At 62.0% G+C, this 20,355-nt stretch carries 17 protein-coding genes and 1 pseudogene; 9 read left to right on the forward strand and 9 right to left on the reverse strand.

Annotated elements, in window-relative coordinates:
* The first annotated feature begins 1 nt into the window (after position 1).
* Complete coding sequence (locus ABIE33_RS22790; RefSeq protein ID WP_429129833.1) at positions 2 to 1,642, forward strand: dipeptide ABC transporter ATP-binding protein; 1,641 nt, start codon at positions 2 to 4, stop codon at positions 1,640 to 1,642.
* Complete coding sequence (locus ABIE33_RS22795; protein ID WP_429129836.1) at positions 1,635 to 2,531, forward strand: MurR/RpiR family transcriptional regulator; 897 nt, start codon at positions 1,635 to 1,637, stop codon at positions 2,529 to 2,531. The genes ABIE33_RS22790 and ABIE33_RS22795 overlap by 8 nt, the downstream gene beginning before the upstream one ends.
* A gap of 251 nt (positions 2,532 to 2,782) precedes the next feature.
* Here ABIE33_RS22795 and guaD read toward each other — a convergent pair whose 3' ends face one another.
* Together guaD and ABIE33_RS22805 are read right to left on the reverse strand one after the other, a co-directional pair.
* Positions 2,783 to 4,135 carry a guanine deaminase gene (guaD, locus tag ABIE33_RS22800; protein ID WP_429129838.1) on the reverse strand — a complete coding sequence of 451 codons (1,353 nt, stop codon included), beginning with the start codon at positions 4,133 to 4,135 and terminating at the stop codon, positions 2,783 to 2,785.
* Positions 4,132 to 5,370: a urate hydroxylase PuuD gene (locus tag ABIE33_RS22805; RefSeq protein WP_429129841.1), complete on the reverse strand. Its 1,239-nt coding sequence runs from the start codon at positions 5,368 to 5,370 to the stop codon at positions 4,132 to 4,134. The genes guaD and ABIE33_RS22805 overlap by 4 nt, the downstream gene beginning before the upstream one ends.
* Before the next feature lie 147 nt (positions 5,371 to 5,517).
* Here ABIE33_RS22805 and ABIE33_RS22810 point away from each other — a divergent pair, with 147 nt between their 5' ends.
* Positions 5,518 to 6,432, forward strand: coding sequence for a LysR family transcriptional regulator (locus ABIE33_RS22810; protein WP_429129844.1), 915 nt, complete (start codon positions 5,518 to 5,520; stop codon positions 6,430 to 6,432).
* A 38-nt stretch (positions 6,433 to 6,470) separates the two neighbouring features.
* On the opposite strand, the gene ABIE33_RS22815 is transcribed toward ABIE33_RS22810, so the two are convergent.
* A complete protein-coding gene (locus ABIE33_RS22815) occupies positions 6,471 to 7,451 on the reverse strand; it encodes a quinone oxidoreductase family protein (RefSeq protein WP_429129846.1) in 981 nt (326 codons plus the stop codon).
* 99 nt (positions 7,452 to 7,550) lie between these two features.
* Between ABIE33_RS22815 and ABIE33_RS22820 the strand changes: the two are divergent.
* Positions 7,551 to 7,907 (forward strand): annotated as a pseudogene (locus ABIE33_RS22820) (winged helix-turn-helix transcriptional regulator); the annotation flags it as partial.
* On the opposite strand, the gene xdhC reads toward ABIE33_RS22820, so the two are convergent.
* The 4 genes from xdhC to uraH are packed head-to-tail and all read right to left on the reverse strand — an operon-like array spanning position 7,839 to position 12,938.
* A complete protein-coding gene (gene xdhC / locus ABIE33_RS22825) occupies positions 7,839 to 8,714 on the reverse strand; it encodes a xanthine dehydrogenase accessory protein XdhC (protein ID WP_429129849.1) in 876 nt (291 codons plus the stop codon). The pseudogene ABIE33_RS22820 and the gene xdhC sit on opposite strands and share 69 nt — an antisense overlap.
* 6 nt (positions 8,715 to 8,720) lie before the next feature.
* A complete protein-coding gene (gene xdhB / locus ABIE33_RS22830) occupies positions 8,721 to 11,066 on the reverse strand; it encodes a xanthine dehydrogenase molybdopterin binding subunit (RefSeq protein ID WP_429129851.1) in 2,346 nt (781 codons plus the stop codon).
* A 12-nt stretch (positions 11,067 to 11,078) separates the two neighbouring features.
* A complete protein-coding gene (xdhA, locus tag ABIE33_RS22835; protein WP_429129853.1) occupies positions 11,079 to 12,560 on the reverse strand; it encodes a xanthine dehydrogenase small subunit in 1,482 nt (493 codons plus the stop codon).
* Positions 12,561 to 12,566: 6 nt separating this feature from the next.
* Positions 12,567 to 12,938, reverse strand: coding sequence for a hydroxyisourate hydrolase (uraH, locus tag ABIE33_RS22840; RefSeq protein WP_429129855.1), 372 nt, complete (start codon positions 12,936 to 12,938; stop codon positions 12,567 to 12,569).
* A 171-nt stretch (positions 12,939 to 13,109) separates the two neighbouring features.
* Between uraH and puuE the strand changes: the two genes are divergently transcribed.
* The 3 genes from puuE to ABIE33_RS22855 are packed head-to-tail and all read left to right on the forward strand — an operon-like array spanning position 13,110 to position 16,071.
* On the forward strand, positions 13,110 to 14,525 hold the full coding sequence (gene puuE / locus ABIE33_RS22845; RefSeq protein WP_429129858.1) for an allantoinase PuuE: 1,416 nt from the start codon (positions 13,110 to 13,112) through the stop codon (positions 14,523 to 14,525).
* A gap of 9 nt (positions 14,526 to 14,534) precedes the next feature.
* Positions 14,535 to 15,569 carry an allantoicase gene (alc, locus tag ABIE33_RS22850; protein ID WP_429129861.1) on the forward strand — a complete coding sequence of 345 codons (1,035 nt, stop codon included), beginning with the start codon at positions 14,535 to 14,537 and terminating at the stop codon, positions 15,567 to 15,569.
* Between the two features lie 16 nt (positions 15,570 to 15,585).
* Positions 15,586 to 16,071 carry an ureidoglycolate lyase gene (locus ABIE33_RS22855; RefSeq protein ID WP_429129863.1) on the forward strand — a complete coding sequence of 162 codons (486 nt, stop codon included), beginning with the start codon at positions 15,586 to 15,588 and terminating at the stop codon, positions 16,069 to 16,071.
* A gap of 173 nt (positions 16,072 to 16,244) precedes the next feature.
* Here the strand turns inward: ABIE33_RS22855 and ABIE33_RS22860 are convergent, their stop codons facing one another.
* Positions 16,245 to 17,093, reverse strand: a complete 849-nt coding sequence (locus ABIE33_RS22860) for an AraC family transcriptional regulator (protein ID WP_429129865.1) — start codon at positions 17,091 to 17,093, stop codon at positions 16,245 to 16,247.
* 112 nt (positions 17,094 to 17,205) lie between these two features.
* Between ABIE33_RS22860 and ABIE33_RS22865 the strand changes: the two genes are divergently transcribed.
* Positions 17,206 to 18,459, forward strand: a complete 1,254-nt coding sequence (locus ABIE33_RS22865) for a cytochrome P450 (RefSeq protein ID WP_429129867.1) — start codon at positions 17,206 to 17,208, stop codon at positions 18,457 to 18,459.
* 67 nt (positions 18,460 to 18,526) lie between these two features.
* Positions 18,527 to 18,847, forward strand: coding sequence for a 2Fe-2S iron-sulfur cluster-binding protein (locus tag ABIE33_RS22870; protein WP_429129870.1), 321 nt, complete (start codon positions 18,527 to 18,529; stop codon positions 18,845 to 18,847).
* A 142-nt stretch (positions 18,848 to 18,989) separates the two neighbouring features.
* Here the strand turns inward: ABIE33_RS22870 and ABIE33_RS22875 are convergent, their stop codons facing one another.
* Positions 18,990 to 20,282: an NCS2 family permease gene (locus tag ABIE33_RS22875; protein ID WP_429129873.1), complete on the reverse strand. Its 1,293-nt coding sequence runs from the start codon at positions 20,280 to 20,282 to the stop codon at positions 18,990 to 18,992.
* Between the last annotated feature and the right edge of the window lie 73 nt (positions 20,283 to 20,355).

The raw sequence follows: 20,355 nt of genomic DNA on the forward strand, positions 1-20,355 counted from the left end.
TATGATCGCAAGACCCAAGGCGCGCCTACTCCACGTCGAAAACCTCTCCATCGCCTTCGGCAGCATGCCGGTGGTGAAGAACGTCTCGTTCGCGCTCGAAGAGGGCGATATACTGGGATTGGTCGGCGAGAGTGGTTCCGGCAAATCCATTACATGCCGGTCGCTGCTCGGCCTGCTACCGCGCAACGCCAGCGTCGGCGGCAAGATCGGCTTCGACGGCCGTGACCTGCTCGGGCTTTCCAGCGAGGAGATGCGGGCAATCCGTGGCCGCGACATCTCGATGGTCTTCCAGAATCCGTCGTCGCATCTCGATCCGCTGATGACGCTCGGCGGGCATGTGATGGAACCGCTGCGTCATCATTTCGGCCAGACCAGCAAAGAGGCGCGGCAAAACGCGATCGACGTCTTGCGTTCGGTGCAGATCAACGAGCCCGAACGCCGGGTCGATGCCTATCCGCACGAACTGTCCGGCGGCATGAAGCAGCGCGGCATGATCGGCAGTGCGACCGCCTCCCGGCCGCGCCTGCTGCTTGCGGACGAGCCGACCACGGCACTGGACGTGACGGTGCAAGCGCGCATCCTCGAACTGATGCGCGAGCTCAACCGTAGCCATGGACTGAGCATCGTCTTCGTTTCCCACGATCTGGCCGTGGTTGCAGAGCTCTGCCATCGCGTCGTCGTCATGCGCCACGGCGAGATCGTGGAGGAGGGGCCGGCGCGCGAGATCCTGCGTTCGCCGAGGCACGAATACACGAAACTGCTGGTCGACTCCCAACCGTCGTCGCTTGCGCTTCCGCCGATCGTTCGAAAACATAAGGCAGAGACGCCACTCATCGAAGTGGAGCGCCTGTCGATCACCTATTCCAAACCCAGCGCCCTGCCGGGAATACGAAAGGATGCTGTGTGCGCCTTGCAGGAGGCGAGTCTAACCGTCGAGGCCGGCGAATCCTTGGGCATCGTCGGAGAGAGCGGTTCGGGCAAGAGCACCATTGCGCGGGCCATTATGCGGCTGATCGAGCCGTCCGGCGGCGAAATCCGCTTCCGCGGCAGAAACATCGCGACCATCAGGGGAGCGGAACTCGCCGAATACCGACGTAAGGTCCAGATGGTGTTCCAGAATCCCTTCGACTCGCTCAATCCACGGATGCGCATCGTCGAGACAATTGCCGAGCCGATGGTCCGGCATGGCCTTGCCACGCGCGCTCAGGCACTCGAGCGCGCCCGCGGCCTGATGCGCCAGGTCGAACTGCCGCTGGAGCTGGCCGATCGCAAACCTCGGCAACTGTCAGGCGGCCAGTGTCAACGGGTCGGCATCGCACGGGCGCTCGCGCTCGACCCGGAAGTGCTGATCGCCGACGAGGTGACATCAGCGCTCGACGTGACGATCCAGGCGCAGATCCTCAGGCTGTTGCAGCGTCTGCGCAGCGAGCGGCATCTGACAGTGATCTATATTTCACACGACCTTTCCGTGGTGCGAAAATTCTGTGACCGCATCGCCGTCTTTCGGGCGGCAAGACTCGTCGAACTGGGCAGCGCCGAGGCAGTTTTCGAACGTCCGCAAGAAAGCTATACGAGGCTTCTGTTGGAATCTGCGCCGCGTTTGAAGCAGACGCTGGAGCTAGCCGGAGCATCCGATGAGTGACACGGTCAATACGGAAGACACCCTCTCGCGACTGGAGCAGGTTTTGCGCGAGGGCGACGCCTCCCTCACGCGTTCCGGTCGGATCGTCGCGGCCTATCTGCGCGACAATCTGCAGAACATTCCCTATGAGACCGGCGCAACCATCGCCGTCCAGGCGGGCGTCAGCGAGATGTCCGTCATCCGCTTCATCCGCGGCCTCGGTTATGCGAGCCTCAAGGAACTCAAGGACGCGTTGAAGCCCGCCGAAAGCGGCAACGGCAGCGCACTTGACGATATGCTGGAGCGCTTTCGTGTTCAGCACGGCGACGTCGGCGGCTTGGAAACCAGTCTCGAACTCGAGTTGCGGGCTGTCACCGATGCCTATCGGTTGACGACACTCGAGCGCTGGCACTCCGCGGTCGACCTGTTGACGCGATGCAAGTCCGTCTATGTCGTCGGCTTCCAGGGCTCCAAGGGCCTCGCGCTCGATTTCTCCAGCCGTCTCAAATACGCCCGCGGCGGCGTTCGCTTCGCCGAAGGAAACGCAGGCGTCTATTCCGAGGTCTTGGAGAGCGATCCGCAGGAAACTTGTCTCGTGCTGGTCGATACCGCCGCTTACGCCCGGAAGGGTTTGCTTCTTGCCGCGCGCGTCCGGGATCTGAAGATCCCGTTGATCATCGTGACCGACCGCTTCTCGAATTGGGCATACGAGTTTACCGATCTTGTGTTGCAGGGCTCCACCTACGTGAAGTCCTTTTGGGATTCGACCGCAAGCCTCTCGGTCATTTTGAACCTGCTCACCAATTCCGTTGCCGGGCGGCTTGGCCCCGAAGCGGAGAAGCGCTTTGAGCTGATGCGTGATCTCGGCCGCCACTTCGATGAGTTCGAAGTGCCGCCGGAGCGTGAATGACCGACGGAGGTTCCCCGTCGTCTCTATCGAGGATGGGCCGAAGAGCTTACGGCGCCGCGCGTCAAATTTAGCGCGCAAAGGACGCTGTAACGCTTTAAACTTGCTGCGTAATTTTCTCCTTAAATCGAATCCGATTTAAGGAATTATGCAGTAGGGCAGCGTCGCGCATCGACAGGCGCGGCGCCACGCAGCAATTCAAAGTCCTTACAGCGACCTTTGCGCGTCTGATGAGGCGGCTGGCGCTTGCCAGCCTATGCGATTTCGGGGCTTTTGGTGGCTGCGATCGCTGCGTCCTTCGCGCCAGCAGACGTGCCTTTCATCGGCCGGCCGGCAACATAGGTTTCGGCCACCGAGCGGTCGTCGCCCATCGTCTGCAGGATGAACAGTTCCTCGGCGAGCGTGTTGGCCACGCGCATTCTCAGCTCCATCGACGGCTTGGCGCGACTGTCGAGCACGACGATGTCGGCGTCGGCGCCGATATGCAGCGAACCGATGCGGTCATCGAGATCGAGCGCCCGGGCGTTACCGAGCGTCATCATGTAGTACGAGTTGAACGGCGAAAGCCGCTGCCCCTGGAGATGAAGAACCTTGTAGGCCTCGTCCATGGTTTCCAGCATCGAGAAGCTGGTGCCGGCGCCGACATCGGTTGCCACCGACCAGCGCGCACCGAGCTTGTCGAAACGGTCGCGATCGAAGAGGCCCGAGCCGAGGAACAGGTTCGAGGTCGGACAGAAAGTGCCGACGGCGCCCGTCTCGGCGAGAACCGAGATCTCGCGATCGCTCAGATAGATGCAGTGCCCGAGCAGCGTCTTGCGCGTCAGCAGGTCGTAACGCGCATAGATGTCGGTATAGTCCTTCGCCTCCGGGTAGAGCGAAGTTGCAAAAGCGATCTCGTCCTTGTTCTCGGAAAGATGCGTCTGCACGTAGCATTCCGGATGTTCGGCGACGAGCGCCCGGCTCATCTCCATCTGCTCCGGCGTCGAGGTAATGGCGAAACGCGGGCTGATGGCGTAGTGCGCGCGGCCGCGGCCGTGCCACTTGCCGATCAACTGCTTCGTCTCGTCATAGCCGAGTTGAGGCGTGTCGCGCAGCGCGTCCGGCGCATTGCGGTCCATCATCACCTTGCCGCCGATCATCAGCATGCCGCGAGCCTCCGCAGCGCCGAAGAAGGCATCGACGCTTTCCGGATGAACCGAGCAATAGGCAACGGCAGTCGTGGTACCGTTGGAAAGCAGTTCGTCCATGAACCGACCGGCGATGAATTGCGCATGCTCGGGCTGGCGGAACTTCTGTTCCTCGACGAAAATGTAGGTGTTCAGCCATTCGAGCAGTTGTGCGCCGTAGGAGGCGATCGCCTGCGTCTGCGGGAAATGCAGATGCGTATCGATCAACCCCGGCAGCACCAGGTTTGGACGGTGGTCGGCAACCTTGACGCCCGGCCCCGCCCTGCGCGCGACGTCCGCGTGCTCGCCGATATCGGCAACCTTGCCGCTCCGCACCAGAACGGCGCCATCTTCGAAGTAACGATAGGAGGCGTTATCGTCGATGCCTTTGGGCGCATCAACAAACGTCAGCACGCGGCCGCGGATCAGCAAATCGGTCATTGAACCTTCTCTCCCTTTACGACCGTCTCATACCAGGCGACGAGGAGCTTGCGCTCCTCGTCCGATATGCCGGTGACATTGGCCGGTGGCATGGCGTGCGAACGGCCGGCCTGCAGATAGATTTCGCGGGCGTGATTTGCGATCTCGGTGTCAGTCTCCAGCGTCACGCCCTTCGGCGGCACGACCAGCCCTTCCCAGCCGGGCTCCTTGGCGTGGCACATGGAACAGCGGCCAAGCACGGTGTCGCGGACCTTTGGAAAGGCGTCGGCGGTGACGAATGGCTGCTGTGCTGCCGAAACCTTCGCCTCCTCGTCGCCGCTCAGGATCTTCGGAACGGTCGACAGCCACATGATGACGATGAAGAGCAGCGCGGTCGCAAGCCACGTCCAGGTCGGATTGCCCTTGTCCGCATGACGCGTATTGAAATAGTGGCGGATGGTGACGCCCATCAGGAACACCAGCGACGCAATGATCCAGTTGTACTGTGTGCCGAACGCCAACGGATAATGGTTCGACAGCATCAGGAACAGCACAGGCAGCGTCAGGTAGTTGTTGTGCGTCGAGCGCTGCTTGGCGATGACGCCGTATTTGGCGTCCGGTGTGCGACCAGCGATCAGGTCGGCAACGACGATCTTCTGGTTCGGGATGATGATGAAGAAGACGTTCGCCGACATGATGGTCGCGGTGAAGGCGCCGAGATGCAGGAAGGCTGCGCGGCCGGTGAAAAGCTGCGTATAGCCCCAGGCCATGCCGACGAGGATGAAATACAGGAGCACCATCAGCTTGGTGTTGTCGCGACCGGCCGGCGACTTGCAGATCGTGTCATAGGCAAGCCAGCCGAAACCGATCGACGCCAGCGAAATGGCGATCGCCGTCGTCTTCGATACGTCGAGCACATTGGGGTCGATCAGGTAAAGGTCAGCGCCGGCGTAATAGACCATGCACAGCATGCCGAAACCGGAAAGCCAGGTGACGTAGGATTCCCATTTGAACCAGATCAGGTGCTCCGGCATGTTTGATGGCGCCACCAGATACTTCTGGATGTGGTAGAAGCCGCCGCCGTGAACCTGCCACTCTTCGCCATAGGCACCCACCGGCAGATCGGGTCTTTTCTTCAGGCCAAGATCGAGCGCGACGAAATAAAACGACGAACCGATCCACGCGATACCGGTGATGACATGCAGCCATCTCATGGCAAAGGTGAGCCAATCCCAGGCTATGGCATACTCGTACATGCAATTCTCCCATTTCTCCGTGGCGTATTATGTGTCATTGCTGGAGGTCGCGGGAACGTCGCTGGTTCACCAACACTTTCAAAAAAATCTATAAAATCGCGACGGAATGGATGGGTTAGATAAGGCCCGGAGGAGAGATCGGGAGGCATGTCATATCTGGACAATGTTCGCGTCTTCGTACGCGTCGTAGAGCTTGGAACCCTGTCGGCGGCTGGTCGCGACCAGCGCGTAACGCCGGCGGTTGCCAGCAATAGAATCAAGGAGTTGGAACGCCACATGGGCGTTCGGCTGTTCAATCGGACGACGCGCAAGCTGACCCCGACGGAGCACGGTCGCGTGTTCTACGACGGTGCCGTCAAGATTCTCGAAGCTGTCAACGAGGCGGAGAATGCCATCGCGGATCTGTCGCACAATCCTAAGGGCGCACTGAAGATTACCGCTCCGTTAGGGATAGGTCGACGGCTGATCGCCTCGGGCATTCCCGAGTTTCACGACAAGTATCCGGACATTGAGGTGCGGCTCAGGCTCTCCGACCACAATGTCGACATCCTGTCGGAAGGTGTCGATGTCGCATTCAAGCTCGGCATCCTCGAAGATTCGAACCTGCGCATGCGCGGCATCATGAACTGCGAGCGCGTCGTCTGCGGTGCACCGGCCTATTTCGAGAAGCGCGGCGTGCCGCAAACACCCGACGAGCTCATCGCCGACAAACATGACTGTCTGCTGCTGCGCTATCCCGGTTCCAAGGAGTACTTCTGGACATTGCAGACGCCTGAGGGCGTCAGGAAGTTCGAAGTGACCGGGCCTTACGATTCCGATGACGGCGACGTCCTGACCCAATGGGCGCTCGATGGTCGCGGCATCATCAACAAGCCCCTCTTCGAAGTGAAGAGCTACATCAATACCGGCGAGCTGGTGCCAATTCTGGCGGCAACACCGCCGGTCGGCGTGCAACTGGCCGCAATCTATCCGCACAAGCGTTTCCAGGATCCGAAGGTGCGGCTGATGATCGACTATATGGCGGAGCGCTGTCAGCGACTGATCGGCAAGATGCTCGCCTGACCGCCCCGCCGCAGTAAAACAGCGCCCTGCCCAATCGGCTAAGGTACGAGCACGATCTTGCCGGTCGTGCTTCGTGTTTCCATGGCGCGGTGCGCCTCCGCCGCCTGCGTCAACGGAAACCGACCGCCCACGTAGACCTTGAGCCGCCCGTCCCCAACGCGACGGAACAGATCGCCAAGATCGGCCGTCAGTGACGAAGGCGTGAGCAACGGCAATAGCGCGAACCCGCGCAGGGACTGATTGCCCGTCAGCATTTGTTCAACGTCGGCGGCTTCGAGTTCGAAGCGGCCCATCGCACCGAAAACGAGCTCACCGCCTTGCGCCAAAACGCCAAGCGCCGATTTGGTGAAGGGGCCACCCACCATGTCGTAGATCGTCTCGACTTGCCCGCGCGCCAGATGCTGCCCGAGCGCCGCCTGCCAGTCCGCCACCTGGTAATCGATAGGCAGGTCCGCGCCGAGCGCGCGCGCAAACGCCACCTTCTCGCTGCCACCGGCAAGCGCGATGACCGTTTTGGCACCCGCCTGTTTTGCAAGCTGTACGAGCAGCGAGCCGACCCCGCCGGCGGCAGCTGTCACCAGCACCGTCTTTCCCCGGGGATTGCTTTTCCGAACGAGATGAAGCGCCGTCAGCCCCTGGATCATCAGCGCTGTCGCCACCTCGAGCGAAACGTCGTCGGGGATCGGCGCGAGGGCGTCAGCGTCGATCGCAACATATTCGGCGCATCCGCCGGCCCCGCGGCCGAAGGCGAACATCGGCACCGCGACACGCGTCCCGACCGCCGGCGTTTTTACGCCTTCGCCCAGGGCCTCGACAATGCCAGCCACTTCGACGCCCGGCACCAACGGCAAATCAGGCGTGGCGGCATATCGATCCTGTCGCATCAGAACTTCGAAGAAATTGAGGCCGATCGCCCCAACCCGCACCAGCACTTCGCCGTGCACGGGCACCGGCTTCGGCATATCGATCAACTCAAGGACTTCAGGGCCTCCGAAGGAGCGATATTCAACTGCTTTCATGGGTCTCGACCTGATTTGATTGGCTTCGATCCATAATTAGCCTTAGGCTCCCGCTCGGCTCTACACACCCTTTTGTTCCATACTGACCGAATGGTAACCATGGCCGATATCATCAAGAGACTGCCGTCACTGCCCTCCGAGCGTGCGCTCAAGGTGATCTCCGGGCGATGGAAGGCAGTGATCCTCTATCACCTGTTCGACGGTCCGAGACGACTTTCGGAGCTGCGGCGGCTTGTGCCGGCGGTCAGCCAGAAGGTCCTGATCCAGCAGCTTCGCGAGATGGAGGAGCACGGCCTCGTTCATCGCGAAATCTTTCGCGAAGTGCCGCCAAGGGTCGAATATTCGGCAACGGCGCTGGGGCAGAGCCTCGAGCCGGTCCTGCTCGCCCTATGCGAATGGGGGCAGCGTCACGCCGAAGAACTGGGTGAAATCAGCCGGCGCTTCCCAATGGTGATTGAGAGCGGCGGTCATGATCTCGGCCGCAGCGAGGGCTGCGATGACGGCCGGCCTCTTGTCCTTCACCGCCGTGCCGCCGATCGGGCAGACAAGGCGATCGAAGAGATCGGGCCGGCCGATTTCCCGCGACAGCCAGTTCTTGAAGGTTGAGCGCTTGGTCTTCGAGCCGATCATTCCGACATAGGACGCGTCCTCACGCCCGAGCGCCTCGGCCGCAATCAGGAAGTCGAGCGCGTGGTCATGGGTGAGGATCACGAACGCGCTTCCGCGCGGGGCATCGCGAACGACGGCCTCGGGCATCGCAGTCAGGCAGGTCTCGATACCGTGGATATCCGCGGCCGAAAGTTCGTCCTCGCGGGTATCGACGAGGATGGTGCGCACCGGCACGAGCGACAGCGCCATCGCCAGCGCATCGCCGACATGTCCGGCCCCGAAGACATAGACATGGGGTCGGCTGGCAATCTCCAGATCGCTGCGTTCAATCACCATGGCGGCTTTCTCCCGATCGATGCGCGTAAAGGCGAGCGCGACACGCCCGCCGCAACACTGGCCGATCTCGGGGCCGAGCGGGATGGTCATCGTGTCGGCACGGTCGCCGCGCTTCAGCGCCCGCCGCCCATGATCGATCGCCATATATTCGAGCTGGCCGCCGCCGATCGTTCCGAAAAGGCTATCCGACGCCACGAGCATCCAGGCGTCGGTGTCGCGCGGCGTCGAGCCGGCGGCGCCCGTCACCTCGACCAGCACGCAGTCCGGCTCGCGGCGCAGGAAGTCCCTGATATCCTCTCGGCTCGCAACCATCGCCATCAATCCTTAAGCCACTGCCCCTTGCCTTGCGGCGGCCCGCAGCCGCTCGATCGCCATCAGCACCCGCTCCGGCGTCGCCGGCGCATCGATGCGCGGAGGAATACGATACTCCGCAACGCTCGCCGCTGCCATCGACAAGGCTTCAAGCACCGAAATGCCCAGCATGAACGGCGGCTCTCCGACGGCCTTCGACCGGCGGATCGTTTCCTCGCGATTGACAGACCATTCGGCAAGGCGGACGTTGAACACGCGCGGGCGATCGGAGGCAAGCGGGATCTTGTAGGTCGACGGCGCATGCGTGCGCAGCCGGCCCTTGGCATCCCACCACAGCTCCTCTGTCGTGAGCCAGCCCATGCCCTGAACGAACGCGCCTTCGACTTGACCCAGGTCCAATGCCGGGTTCAGCGACCGGCCGACATCGTGCAGGATGTCGGTGCGATCGACCTGATATTCCCCCGTCAGCGTATCGACGCTGACTTCGGAGCAGGACGCGCCATAGGCATAGTAGAAGAACGGGCGACCGCGGCCTTCCGAGCGGTTCCAGTGGATTTTCGGCGTCTTGTAGAATCCGGCAGCCGAAAGCTGGATGCGGGCGCCATAGGCAAGCTTGATGAATTCGCCGAAAGGCAACCGTTCAGCGCCGATCCGCACGGTATTCGGCTCGAAGGCGACATCGGCTTCGCCGACGTTCCAACGTTCGGCGGCAAAGCGCACCAGCCGTGCCTTGATCTGCTGCGCCGCATCGGCGGCCGCCATGCCATTGAGATCCGAACCGGAGGAGGCTGCCGTCGCCGACGTGTTCGGCACCTTGCCCGTCGTCGTTGCCGTAACCTTGACCCGATCGAGATCGACTTGGAACTCGTCGGCCACCACCTGGGCAACTTTGGTATAAAGCCCCTGCCCCATCTCGGTACCACCGTGGTTGAGGTGGATCGACCCGTCGGTATAGACGTGCACGAGGGCGCCGGCCTGATTGTACTCGGTCTTGGTGAAGGAAATGCCGAACTTGACCGGGGTCAGCGCGATGCCGCGCTTGATGATGTGGTTTTCGCGGTTGAAGGCGATGACGGCCTTTCGACGCGCGGCGTAGTCAGCCGACGTTTCCAACTCCTCGATGATACGCCCGATGATGTTGTCTTCGACCGTCTGGTGATAGGGCGTGAGATTGCGACCTTCACCGCCATAGAAGTTGAGCTTGCGGATCTCGAGCGGATCCTTGCCTACCGCATAGGCGACGTCCTCGATCATGCGTTCGCCGCCGACCATGCCCTGCGGGCCGCCGAAGCCACGAAATGCCGTGTTCGAGACGGTATTGGTCTTCAGTGGCTTCGAACGCAGACGGACGTTCGGATAGAAGTAGCAGTTGTCGGCGTGAAAGAGCGCACGGTCGGTAACCGGACCGGAGAGATCGGCGGAGAAACCGCAGCGCGCCGCAAACACCGCGTCGACCGCCTCGATGCGGCCCTCGTCATCGAAACCGACCTTGTAGTCGACATGGAAGTCATGACGCTTGCCGGTCGCCGACATATCGTCGTCCCGGTCGGGTCTGACCTTGACGGCGCAGCGGTACTTCTTGGCGGCGAGCGCCGCCACGGCTGCGAAGATATTGGCCTGCGTCTCCTTGCCGCCGAAGCCGCCACCCATGCGGCGCACGTTCACTGTCACGGCGTTGGACGGCACGCCGAGCACGGTTGCAACCATGTGCTGGGTTTCGCTCGGGTGCTGGGTCGAGGAATAGACCAGAACCTCATCGTCTTCGCCTGGAATGGCAAAGGAAATCTGGCCCTCCAGGTAGAAGTGGTCCTGGCCGCCGATGCGCATCTCGCCCTCGACGATGTTCTTCGCCTTGGCAAAGCCGGCTTCGATGTCGCCACGCTCCAGCTTCAGCGGATCGATGACCAGCGGATAGTTCGCGGCCGCAGCCTCCAGCACGTCGGTCACATGCGGCAGGTCGCGGTACTCGACCTTGACCTTGGCGGCTGCTCGCCTTGCCGCTTCGCGCGACGTGGCGATGACTGCAAAGATCGGCTGGCCGTGGAACTCGACCTTGCCGGTCGCAAAGACGGGATCGTCGTGCTTGTGCGCGGGGCTGATGTCGTTTTCCCCCGGGATGTCGTCGGCGGTCAGGATGCCGATGACACCGTCGCTTGTGCTGACCGCGTCGAAATCGATCGACAGGATGTCAGCGTGCGCGCGCTGGGACAGGCCGAGATAGCCGTGCAGCGTGCCAGCCGGCTCCGGAATATCGTCGATGTATTCGGCCGTTCCCGACACATGCTTGTGGCCGGACTCGTGCCGCTCGTTTTCGTGGACGCCACCGCGAATGCGGTCGATGGGCTGCATCACATTCATGGGTCTCACCTCCTAGACGGCAACGGCAATGTTGCGGTCGAGCCGCATATTTCCGGCGGCCTGCGTTTCGAGATAGAAGCGGCGCAGCAGGTTCTTGGCCACCAGTTGGCGATACTCCGCCGAGGCGCGCCAGTCGGTAAGCGGCGTGAAGTCCTGGTCGAATGCGGCAATCGCCTGCTCGACCGTTGCCTCGCACCAGGCCTTCCCCTTGAGCGCAGCCTCCACATGGGTCGCGCGCTTCGGGGTTCCGGCCATACCGCCGAAGGCGATGACCGCGTCGGCGACGTCGCCGGCAGCATCGAACGTCAGGCGGAAGGCGCCGCAGACTGCGGTAATATCCTCATCCAGACGCTTGGTGATCTTGTAGACGGCAAAGCTGGTGTCGGCTTCGAGGAAGGGGATGTGGACCGCCTCGACGAATTCGCCGGGCTCGCGATCCTGCTTGCCATAGGCGATGAAGAAATCCTCGAGCGCAACTGTACGGCGGCGTGCCCCTTTGCGCAGCGCCACCGATGCGCCGAGCGCGATCAATGCCGGCGGTGTGTCGCCGATCGGCGAACCGTTGGCGATGTTGCCGCCGACAGTGCCCATGTTGCGAACCTGCTGCCCGCCGATCCGATCCCAAAGCTCGCGCAATTGCGGGAAATGCTCGGTGATGACGGGATAGGCTTCGGCATAGCTGACGCCGGCGCCGAGCATCACGCCCTTGTCGTCGACGGAGATGCGGCGCAGCTCTTCGAGATGCGTTAGGTGCACGACCGGCGCGATATCGCGCATGAACTTCGTGACCCAGAGGCCGACGTCGGTCGAACCGGCAACGATCGTCGCTTTCGGATTGGCTTCGAGCACATCGGCAAAATCGTCGACGGAGGCCGGCAGCATGAACAGTTCGGCTCCCTCACCGATCACCACGCGGCGACCATCCTGAAGAGCAGCGAGTTCGCCGGCGATCCGGTCTCGCTCCGCAAACAGCGGATCCTTGCCGAGATCGCCGATGGTCGAAATCGCTTCCGCCGCGCGAATGATCGCGGCATAGCCAGTACAGCGGCACAGGTTGCCCTGCAGCGCCTTCTCGATTTCGGCTACCGACGGCTTCGGGTTCTCCATCCAGAGCCCATAAAGCGACATGACGAAACCGGGCGTGCAGAAGCCGCATTGCGAAGCGTGCGTCTGGACCATCGCCTGCTGGACGGGATGGAGCGGACCACCCGGCGTTGCCAGCGAATCCACCGTCACCAAGTGACAGCCATCGAGCGAGCCGACGAAGCGGATGCAGGCATTGACGGATTCATATTTGAGCTGTCCGCCAAGCAGGCGGCCGACCAGCACCGTGCAGGCGCCGCAATCGCCTTCGGCGCAGCCTTCTTTGGTGCCGCGCAAGTTGCGATCGATGCGCAGGAAATCGAGCAATGTCTGCACCGCGGAAACATCGGAAAGCTCGACGAGACGGTGGTTCAGGAGAAAACGGATGGTGTTGCGGATCTGGATGGTCATTGCTGATCAGCTCCCGCGGTAGGTCGAATAGCCGTAAGGCGACAAGAGCAGCGGCACATGGTAGTGCGCGCCCTGGTCGTCGATCCCGAAGCGGATCGGGATGATATCGAGAAACGGGTTGGCGCCGCGTGCAGCTTCGGACCCGAGATAATCGCCGGCGTGAAAATGCAGCTCGTAGGTGCCAGTCTGCATCAGTGAACCGCTCAGCAGCGGCTGATCGCAGCGTCCGTCGTCGTTCGTGCGGACCGAGCGCAGATGCGTCGGGCGCTCCCCCTCGATGCGATAGAGCTCGATGCGCAGGTCCTTGGCCGGTTTGCCACTGGCCGTATCCAGCACATGGGTCGTCAGACGGCCGTCGTTTCCACCATGAGATTGCATGCGTATCGTTCCTCCCGAAGTCAGCTTTCCAGTTGGCAGTATCTAGGCAGGCCAGTGCCTTGAGAAGCGGGCGGATCATTCGAGACTTTCAAATTTTTTGGGGGGAATGACGCTGCAAAAATCCCGTTAGGAATCAGGCCGCAGAGACAAATGTCTGGAGGACTGCTTCACATGAGATACCCCCGCGATCTTCACGGCCATGGCCCGAGCCCCACCACCGTCTGGCCCGACGAGGCGCGGATTGCCGTGCAATTCGTGATCAATTACGAGGAAGGCGGCGAGAACTGCGTGCTGCATGGCGACGCCGCGTCAGAGGCGTTCCTGTCGGAAATCGTCGGCGCGCAGGCCTGGCCCGGACAGCGCCACTGGAACATGGAATCGATCTATGAATACGGCGCGCGCGCCGGCTTCTGGCGGCTCCACCGCATGTTCACCGAAAAGGGCGTGCCCGCGACAGTCTATGGCGTTGCAACGGCGCTGAAGCGCTCCCCGGCCCAGGTCGCGGCCATGCAGGACGCCGGCTGGGAGATCGCCTCGCACGGCCTGAAATGGATCGAGCACAAGGATTTCAGCTCAGAGCGGGAGCGGACAGAGATCGCAGAGGCGATCCGGCTGCACACGATCGTCACCGGCGAACCGCCGCGCGGCTGGTACACCGGTCGCTGTTCGGACAACACACTCGATCTGGTGACCGAGACAGGCGGCTTCGACTACGTCTCCGACAGCTATGCCGACGACCTGCCCTATTGGTACGAACATGCGGGCCGCCACCAGCTCGTCATTCCCTACACGCTCGACACCAATGACATGCGCTTTGCAACGGCGCAGGGTTTCAACAGCGGTGACCAGTTCTTCAGCTATCTCAAGGACAGCTTCGACGTGCTCTATGCCGAAGGTGCCGCCGGCGCGCCGAAGATGCTCAGTATCGGCCTTCACTGCCGCCTTGTCGGCAGGCCGGGTCGCGCCGCAGCGCTTGCTCGCTTCATCGATTATGTAAAGGGTCACGAGAAGGTCTGGCTCGCCCGGCGCATCGATATCGCACGCCATTGGGCAAAGACCTATCCCTTCAAGGCCTGGAACGATCGACCATCGCGACTTTCCGAAGCCGATTTTGTCGCTCGCTTCGGTGGCGTGTTCGAACATTCCGAATGGATCGCCAAGCGCGCATTTGTCGGCGAACTGTCGGCGGCCAACGACACGGCGATCGGGCTTGCTGCGGCGCTGACCGCAGTCTTCCGTGAAGCGACAGCAGAAGAGCGCCTTGGCGTGCTCAACGCCCACCCGGATCTGGCCGGCAAACTGGCACAGGCAAAGCGGCTGACCGAAAGCTCGACGAGCGAGCAGGCCTCCGCGGGCCTCGATGCGCTGACCGATGCCGAACGCGAGCGTTTCACCGAACTCAACAGCGCCTATGTCGCAAAATTTGGTTTCCCCTTCATCATCGCCGTCAGGGGCCGCAGCAAGGATGACATCCTGGCAGCCTTCGAAACCCGGATCGGGAACGATCGCGACAGCGAGCTCGAGACGGCCGGCCGCCAGGTGGAAAGGATTGCGCTTCTCCGCCTCAAAGACATGCTGCCGAGCTGAGGTCGGGCGATGACGATCGACGGCGCCGGCCTGCCTGACTACGCGCGAAAGGCGATCAATCTGGCTTCCGCCGGTCTCGGTGCAAGGCCGGTCTTTGCCACGGACGAGTTCTTCGCTCCGCTCGAAAGGCTGCTGCAGGATTGTCCCGCTGTCTTTCATCCCGGCGTCTACGACGACCACGGCAAATGGATGGATGGCTGGGAAACGCGGCGTCGGCGCGGCCCCGGGCATGACCATGCGATCGTCGCGCTTGCGGCGACCGGTCAGATCGCCGGCTTCGACGTCGATACGGCGCATTTTACCGGCAACTACCCCTCCGCCTGCGCAATCGACGGCTGCCTGGCGCCCGATGGACCCGATGAAACCACAGTGTGGACCGAGCTGTTGGGCATGAGCCCGCTTGGCCCGAGCGCCCATCACTATTTTGAAGCCGTTCCGGACGGGATCTGGAGCCACGTCAGGCTGCGCATCTATCCCGACGGCGGCATTGCTCGGTTGCGGGTCTACGGCACGCCCACGCTCGACCGGGATCGGATCGGCGACGAGGCCGTCGACCTCGCATCCTCGCTGCTCGGCGGCCGGATCGTCGTCTTTTCCAACGGCCATTACGGCCATCAACGGCTGTTGGCACCCGGTCGCGGGATCAATATGGGCGACGGCTGGGAGACGCGGCGGCGGCGCGAACCGGGCAACGACTGGATCATCGTAAAACTTGCCGCCCGCATGTCGATCGAACGCATCATCGTCGATACCGCGCACTTCAAGGGCAACTATCCGGACGCCTGCTCGATGGAGGCGGCGGATCTTAGCGAGGCGGCCTGCGAGGTCGATGCGCTGGTAACAGCGTCCTCGATGTACTGGCAGGAGGTGTTGCCGCGCCAAAAACTAAGCGCCGACAGCATCCATGACTATGGCTGTGACAAGATCGAAAAGGTCGGTCTCGCCACTCATGTTCGCCTCAATATCTACCCCGACGGCGGCGTCAGCCGGCTGCGTGTCATCGGGCGCATTGCAAGGGCCGGCACCCCTAAACGACCAACATAGGACGGAGGAGCGTCACATGAAGGAGATCGTGATAAAGCCGCTGACACGCGAGGCATTCGCGCCATTCGGCGACGTGATCGAGACTGAAAACGCCTACAGCTTTCCCATCAACGGCGGAAAGTGCACCCGCTACCACGACCTCGCCAAGATCGAAACCGCCGGCGAAAAGGCGCGGCCGATGATCAGCCTCGTGCGCGGCGAGCCCTATCCGCTGCCGTTGAAGCTGACCATGGTCGAACGCCATCCCCTCGGCAGTCAGGCCTTCATTCCCCTGACCGACAATCCGTTCCTGGTTGTCGTTTCGGAGGAGACGGCAGAAGGTCCGAGCGAACCGATCGCCTTTAGAACTGCGCCCGGCCAGGGCGTCAATATCGCCCGCAATGTCTGGCACGGCATCCTGACACCGTTGGAAGACGTCTCGGACTTCGCCGTGGTTGACCGCGGCGGCGAAGGCGTCAATCTCGAGGAGCATTTCTTCGAGCAACCATTCCTGCTGCGCTAACGGCGGATTTGACACCAGAGGACGGACCCGCTCTACCCGAGTGGGTACCGTCATCTTTTCATGCGCGGCTCCTAGAGCGTTTCCGGTTTAAGCGGCGTCGCAGAAGCGCTCTATCTCTTTATTTTTACGCATTCCCTGACGGAAACCCGCTTCGCACTTTTCCTGGAAATGCTTTAGTATCCGCCGTCACGCCTGAATTTCGTCGGGGTGTAGCCGGTCAAACGACGAAAATCGCGGGAGAAATGATAGGGATCGGGATAGCCGCAATGGGCGGCAACGGCCGAAACCTTCGCCCCCGGCGCGACCAGCAGGCGTTTCGCCTGGTTGATGCGCTCATGCCGCAGCCAGTCCATCGGCGTCGTCCCGATCGTGTCCTTGAATCTCCGAAAGAGTTGCGATGGGCTGAGATGCGCGAGGACGGCAAGCTCATCAATCGTCCAAGCTTTGGCTAGGTCCTTTCGGACCGCGGCCAGCACACTCGCTATACGATCGCGCGAGGCAGGATCGTCGGGTGCAGAGGCACCCACCAATCGCGGCGCACTCAGGTTGGCGATCAGGCCGGCAATCGCCGCACTGACCAGTGCATCTGTCGCCGCCGAGCGATCGTCGAGGTAGCCGATGACGGCTTGAAACGCGACCTGCGCCGCATCGCGATCGGCCGGTTCGAACAGCGGCGACTGCTGCACGTTGAGGAAGGCATAGACCTCGTCCAGCCCGTGTCCCTCGACACCCATCCACAGATATCGCCATTCCCCGGCGTCGGGCGAGCAACGATGTTCATAGGCCTGCGACGTGTCCAGCCAGACAGACAGGCCTTCCTTGGCGACGAACCGCTGCCCGCGCACCTCGATCAGCCCTTGCCCGGCGATGGTATGTACGAGTACGTGCTGATGGAAGCGCTTGCGTATCGGCGGCTCGTCCGGGAAGGCAACCCGAGCGCCGGCTACCAGCGCCGTGTAGGGAAACGCCCCGGCAAAACGCGCCGGTGTGTGAAAATAGATCTCTTCGCGCCCAGCCAACATGTGGGGCACTCTGCATGTCGATGCGAGTTTTGTCCATTATTCTGCGAGATTGCTACATTTCCTCGCACTCCCTGATGGCGCTATCCTGCAGTTTTTGCAGGGAGTGCGGCAAATGGCAGAGACCTTATCGACAGAGAGCCAAATGGAGGTCGCGTTCGCCCCCTTGTCTCCTGACTTTGCACGCGATCCCTATCCCACCTACAAGGCGCTACGCGACAAGAGCGGCCTGCACTATTTCGAAGATTTCGACATCTGGTTGGCCTCGCGCTTCGAGGACGTCTCGGCAATCGTCATGGACAAGCGCATGGTCCGCTCGCTCGAAGACATTGCGACAACCGAGGAAATCGCCAGAATCCAGCGCGCCGGCAACTGGCACGACATGCCGCATCACTCGCGCTTCGTGCAGTTCAGCCTGCTCGACAGCGACGGCGCCGTACACGACCGGTTGCGCAGGCAGGTCTTCAAACTGTTCACACCGGCGATGATCGCCAAACTGCGCGATCAGATCCAGGCCTATGTCGACAGACTGATCGACAGTCTCGCCGATCGCGGCCAGATCGATTTCGTCGATGATCTCGCCGCCCATGTGCCCGGTCACATCATCGGCCGCCTGCTTGGCGTTCCCGACGAAGACTGTCCGCAACTGCGCATCTGGTCGGAAAACATCGTCCAGTTCTTCGACGTCGACCGCTCGGATGAACGCAAGCGCATCGCCGAAACGAACACCACCGAATTCTACGAGTATCTGACAGCCCTGAAACACCAGCGCGAGCGAAGCCCAAAGGACGATCTCATCTCTGTTCTGATCGAGGCCGAGCGCGCCGGCGCCATGAACTCAGACGAGTTCATTTCGACCTGCATGCTGATCCTGATGGCCGGCCACGGATCGACGATCGACGTGCTTGGAAGCGGCATGCATGCGCTGCTGCGCTTTCCCGACCAGATGGCGCGCTTGCGCCAGGACCCGGCACTGATCCAGACGGCGGTGCAGGAGATGTTCCGCTACGAATCGCCCCTGCCATTCTTCCATCGTCACTGCATCGAGGACGTGGAAATCGGCGGACGGAAGTTCGCGCGGGGCACGAAGTTCGGATTGCTCTATGGCGCTGCCAACCGCGATCCCAAGCAGTTCGAGAGTGCCGATACATTCGACATCGGCCGCACGCCCAACAGGCACCTGGCCTTTGGCGGCGGCGTGCATTTCTGTCTCGGCAACCATCTCGCCCGGCTGGATATGGACATCATCTTCAGCACCCTGCTGCAGCGTTTCCCGACGATCGACCTTGTCGATGACAAGCCCGAATACAAACGGGGCCTTTCGGTGCGCGGGCCGAAGCGGCTGCAGATCGCCATCAAGCCCGCTTGAACACCGGCAATCGCGCGTTCAGCGCGCAGCAATTCGAACGCTTTCAGATTTGAGTGGAGACCAAACAATGCCCAGGATTGTCTTTGTGGATGCCGACGGGAAGTCGACCGAGGTTGAGGCCGAAATCGGCCAGTCGGTTATGTCGGCAGCCGTTCAGAACGGCATCGATGCCATCGCCGCCGAATGCGGCGGTTCCTGCGCCTGCGGCACCTGCCACTGCTACATCGACGCGGCGTGGGGCGAGAAGCTGCCATCGCCCGACTATCAGGAGCAGGACATGCTGGATTGCGTCGTCAACCCCGATGAAAGAAGCCGGCTCAGCTGTCAGATCGCCGTCTCCGACACGCTTGACGGCCTCGTGGTTCATCTGCCGGCCGGGCAATACTGACCGGCAGCTTTTGCACGACAAGACCTGAACGACCCCAGGCGCAAAAAGACCGGAGCCGCAGGAATATCTACGGTCCGGCCAGCTTTCGCGGGGGAAGTTCTGAGATAACGGGGCCGGGGCATAGCTTGCCCCGGCCTTTGCCTTACTCGGCGAAGAAGGCGAAGCGCACGATAAAGAGAGCTGCGACGAGCTGCGTTGCCGGGTGGATGACGTTCCACTTGCCGGTGAACACCTTGAGCACGACATAGCTCACGAAGCCGAAGGCAAGGCCGTTGGCGATCGAGTAGGTGAAGGGCATTGCCAGTGCCGTGAGTGCGGCAGGTGCTGCTTCCGTCAGGTCGTCCCAGTCGACTTCTGTCAGTTCGCGCATCATCAGGCCGGCGACATAGAGCAGAGCCGGAGCCGTCGCGTAGGACGGGACGGCGGCTGCCAGCGGCGAGAAGAACAGCGCGGCAAGGAAGAGCACGCTGACGGTCAGTGCCGTCAGACCCGTGCGGCCGCCGGCCTGGACGCCGGAGGCGCTTTCGACATAGGCGGTGGTGCTGCTGGTACCGATCAGCGAACCGGCAACGATGGCGGTGCTGTCGGCCAGAAGTGCCCGGCCGAGACGGCTCGGCTTGCCCTCTTCCACCAGCTTGGCGCGCTTGGCGACACCGATCAGCGTACCCGTGGCATCGAAGACTTCGACGAGCACGAAGACGAGGATCACGTGGACCAGGCCGCCATGCAGAGCGCCCATGATATCGAGCTGCATGAAGGTCGGTGCGATGCTCGGCGGCACGGAAACGATGCCCTTGAACTCGCTGACACCCAGCAGCATCGACAGGATGGTAACGACGAGGATACCGATCAGGATCGAGCCGCGGACCTTCAGCGAATCGAGTACGGCAATGACGAAGAAGCCGAGGATCGCCAGCAGCGGGCCGGTCTGCTTCAGGTCGCCGAGGCCGACCAGCGTTGCCGGATTGTCGACGACGATGCCGGCGTTCTTCAGCGCGATGATACCGAGGAACAGACCGATACCGGTCGCAATCGCGCTTCTGAGCGAGTGCGGGATGCCTGCAATCAGCCAGCTTCTGACCCCGGTTACCGTTAGGATCAGGAAGATCACGCCCGAGATGAACACGGCGCCCAGCGCCTGCTGCCAGGTGAAACCCAGGGCTGCAACGACGGTAAAGGCGAAGAAGGCGTTGAGACCCATGCCCGGTGCCATGCCGATCGGCCAGTTGGCGACCAGCGCCATGACGGCCGAGCCGAGCGCCGCGGCAATACAGGTCGCGACGAAGACGGCATCCCTATCCATGCCCGTGGTCGACAGAATGTCGGGGTTGACGAAGATGATGTAGGACATCGTCAGGAATGTCGTGACGCCGGCGATCACCTCGGTGCGCACGGACGAGTCATGCTCTTTTAACTTGAAAAGTCGTTCAAACATATTTCCTCCCTTGGCGGCGTCGCCACGACGCAGCCGAACGACAGAGATCGGGCCACAGTCTCCTCCAGTACCC

It is taken from the genome of Ensifer sp. 4252, from assembly GCF_050434565.1.
Lineage (GTDB): Bacteria > Pseudomonadota > Alphaproteobacteria > Rhizobiales > Rhizobiaceae > Ensifer.

Bases quoted from the DNA above. Each gene is read 5' to 3' on its own strand.
- ABIE33_RS22790 (WP_429129833.1), top strand. From the start codon at position 2: ATGATCGCAAGACCCAAGGCGCGCCTACTCCACGTCGAAAACCTCTCC.
- ABIE33_RS22795 (WP_429129836.1), top strand. From the start codon at position 1,635: ATGAGTGACACGGTCAATACGGAAGACACCCTCTCGCGACTGGAGCAG.
- guaD (WP_429129838.1), bottom strand. From the start codon at position 4,135: ATGACCGATTTGCTGATCCGCGGCCGCGTGCTGACGTTTGTTGATGCG.
- ABIE33_RS22805 (WP_429129841.1), bottom strand. From the start codon at position 5,370: ATGTACGAGTATGCCATAGCCTGGGATTGGCTCACCTTTGCCATGAGA.
- ABIE33_RS22810 (WP_429129844.1), top strand. From the start codon at position 5,518: ATGTCATATCTGGACAATGTTCGCGTCTTCGTACGCGTCGTAGAGCTT.
- ABIE33_RS22815 (WP_429129846.1), bottom strand. From the start codon at position 7,451: ATGAAAGCAGTTGAATATCGCTCCTTCGGAGGCCCTGAAGTCCTTGAG.
- xdhC (WP_429129849.1), bottom strand. From the start codon at position 8,714: ATGGCGATGGTTGCGAGCCGAGAGGATATCAGGGACTTCCTGCGCCGC.
- xdhB (WP_429129851.1), bottom strand. From the start codon at position 11,066: ATGAATGTGATGCAGCCCATCGACCGCATTCGCGGTGGCGTCCACGAA.
- xdhA (WP_429129853.1), bottom strand. From the start codon at position 12,560: ATGACCATCCAGATCCGCAACACCATCCGTTTTCTCCTGAACCACCGT.
- uraH (WP_429129855.1), bottom strand. From the start codon at position 12,938: ATGCAATCTCATGGTGGAAACGACGGCCGTCTGACGACCCATGTGCTG.
- puuE (WP_429129858.1), top strand. From the start codon at position 13,110: ATGAGATACCCCCGCGATCTTCACGGCCATGGCCCGAGCCCCACCACC.
- alc (WP_429129861.1), top strand. From the start codon at position 14,535: ATGACGATCGACGGCGCCGGCCTGCCTGACTACGCGCGAAAGGCGATC.
- ABIE33_RS22855 (WP_429129863.1), top strand. From the start codon at position 15,586: ATGAAGGAGATCGTGATAAAGCCGCTGACACGCGAGGCATTCGCGCCA.
- ABIE33_RS22860 (WP_429129865.1), bottom strand. From the start codon at position 17,093: ATGTTGGCTGGGCGCGAAGAGATCTATTTTCACACACCGGCGCGTTTT.
- ABIE33_RS22865 (WP_429129867.1), top strand. From the start codon at position 17,206: ATGGCAGAGACCTTATCGACAGAGAGCCAAATGGAGGTCGCGTTCGCC.
- ABIE33_RS22870 (WP_429129870.1), top strand. From the start codon at position 18,527: ATGCCCAGGATTGTCTTTGTGGATGCCGACGGGAAGTCGACCGAGGTT.
- ABIE33_RS22875 (WP_429129873.1), bottom strand. From the start codon at position 20,282: ATGTTTGAACGACTTTTCAAGTTAAAAGAGCATGACTCGTCCGTGCGC.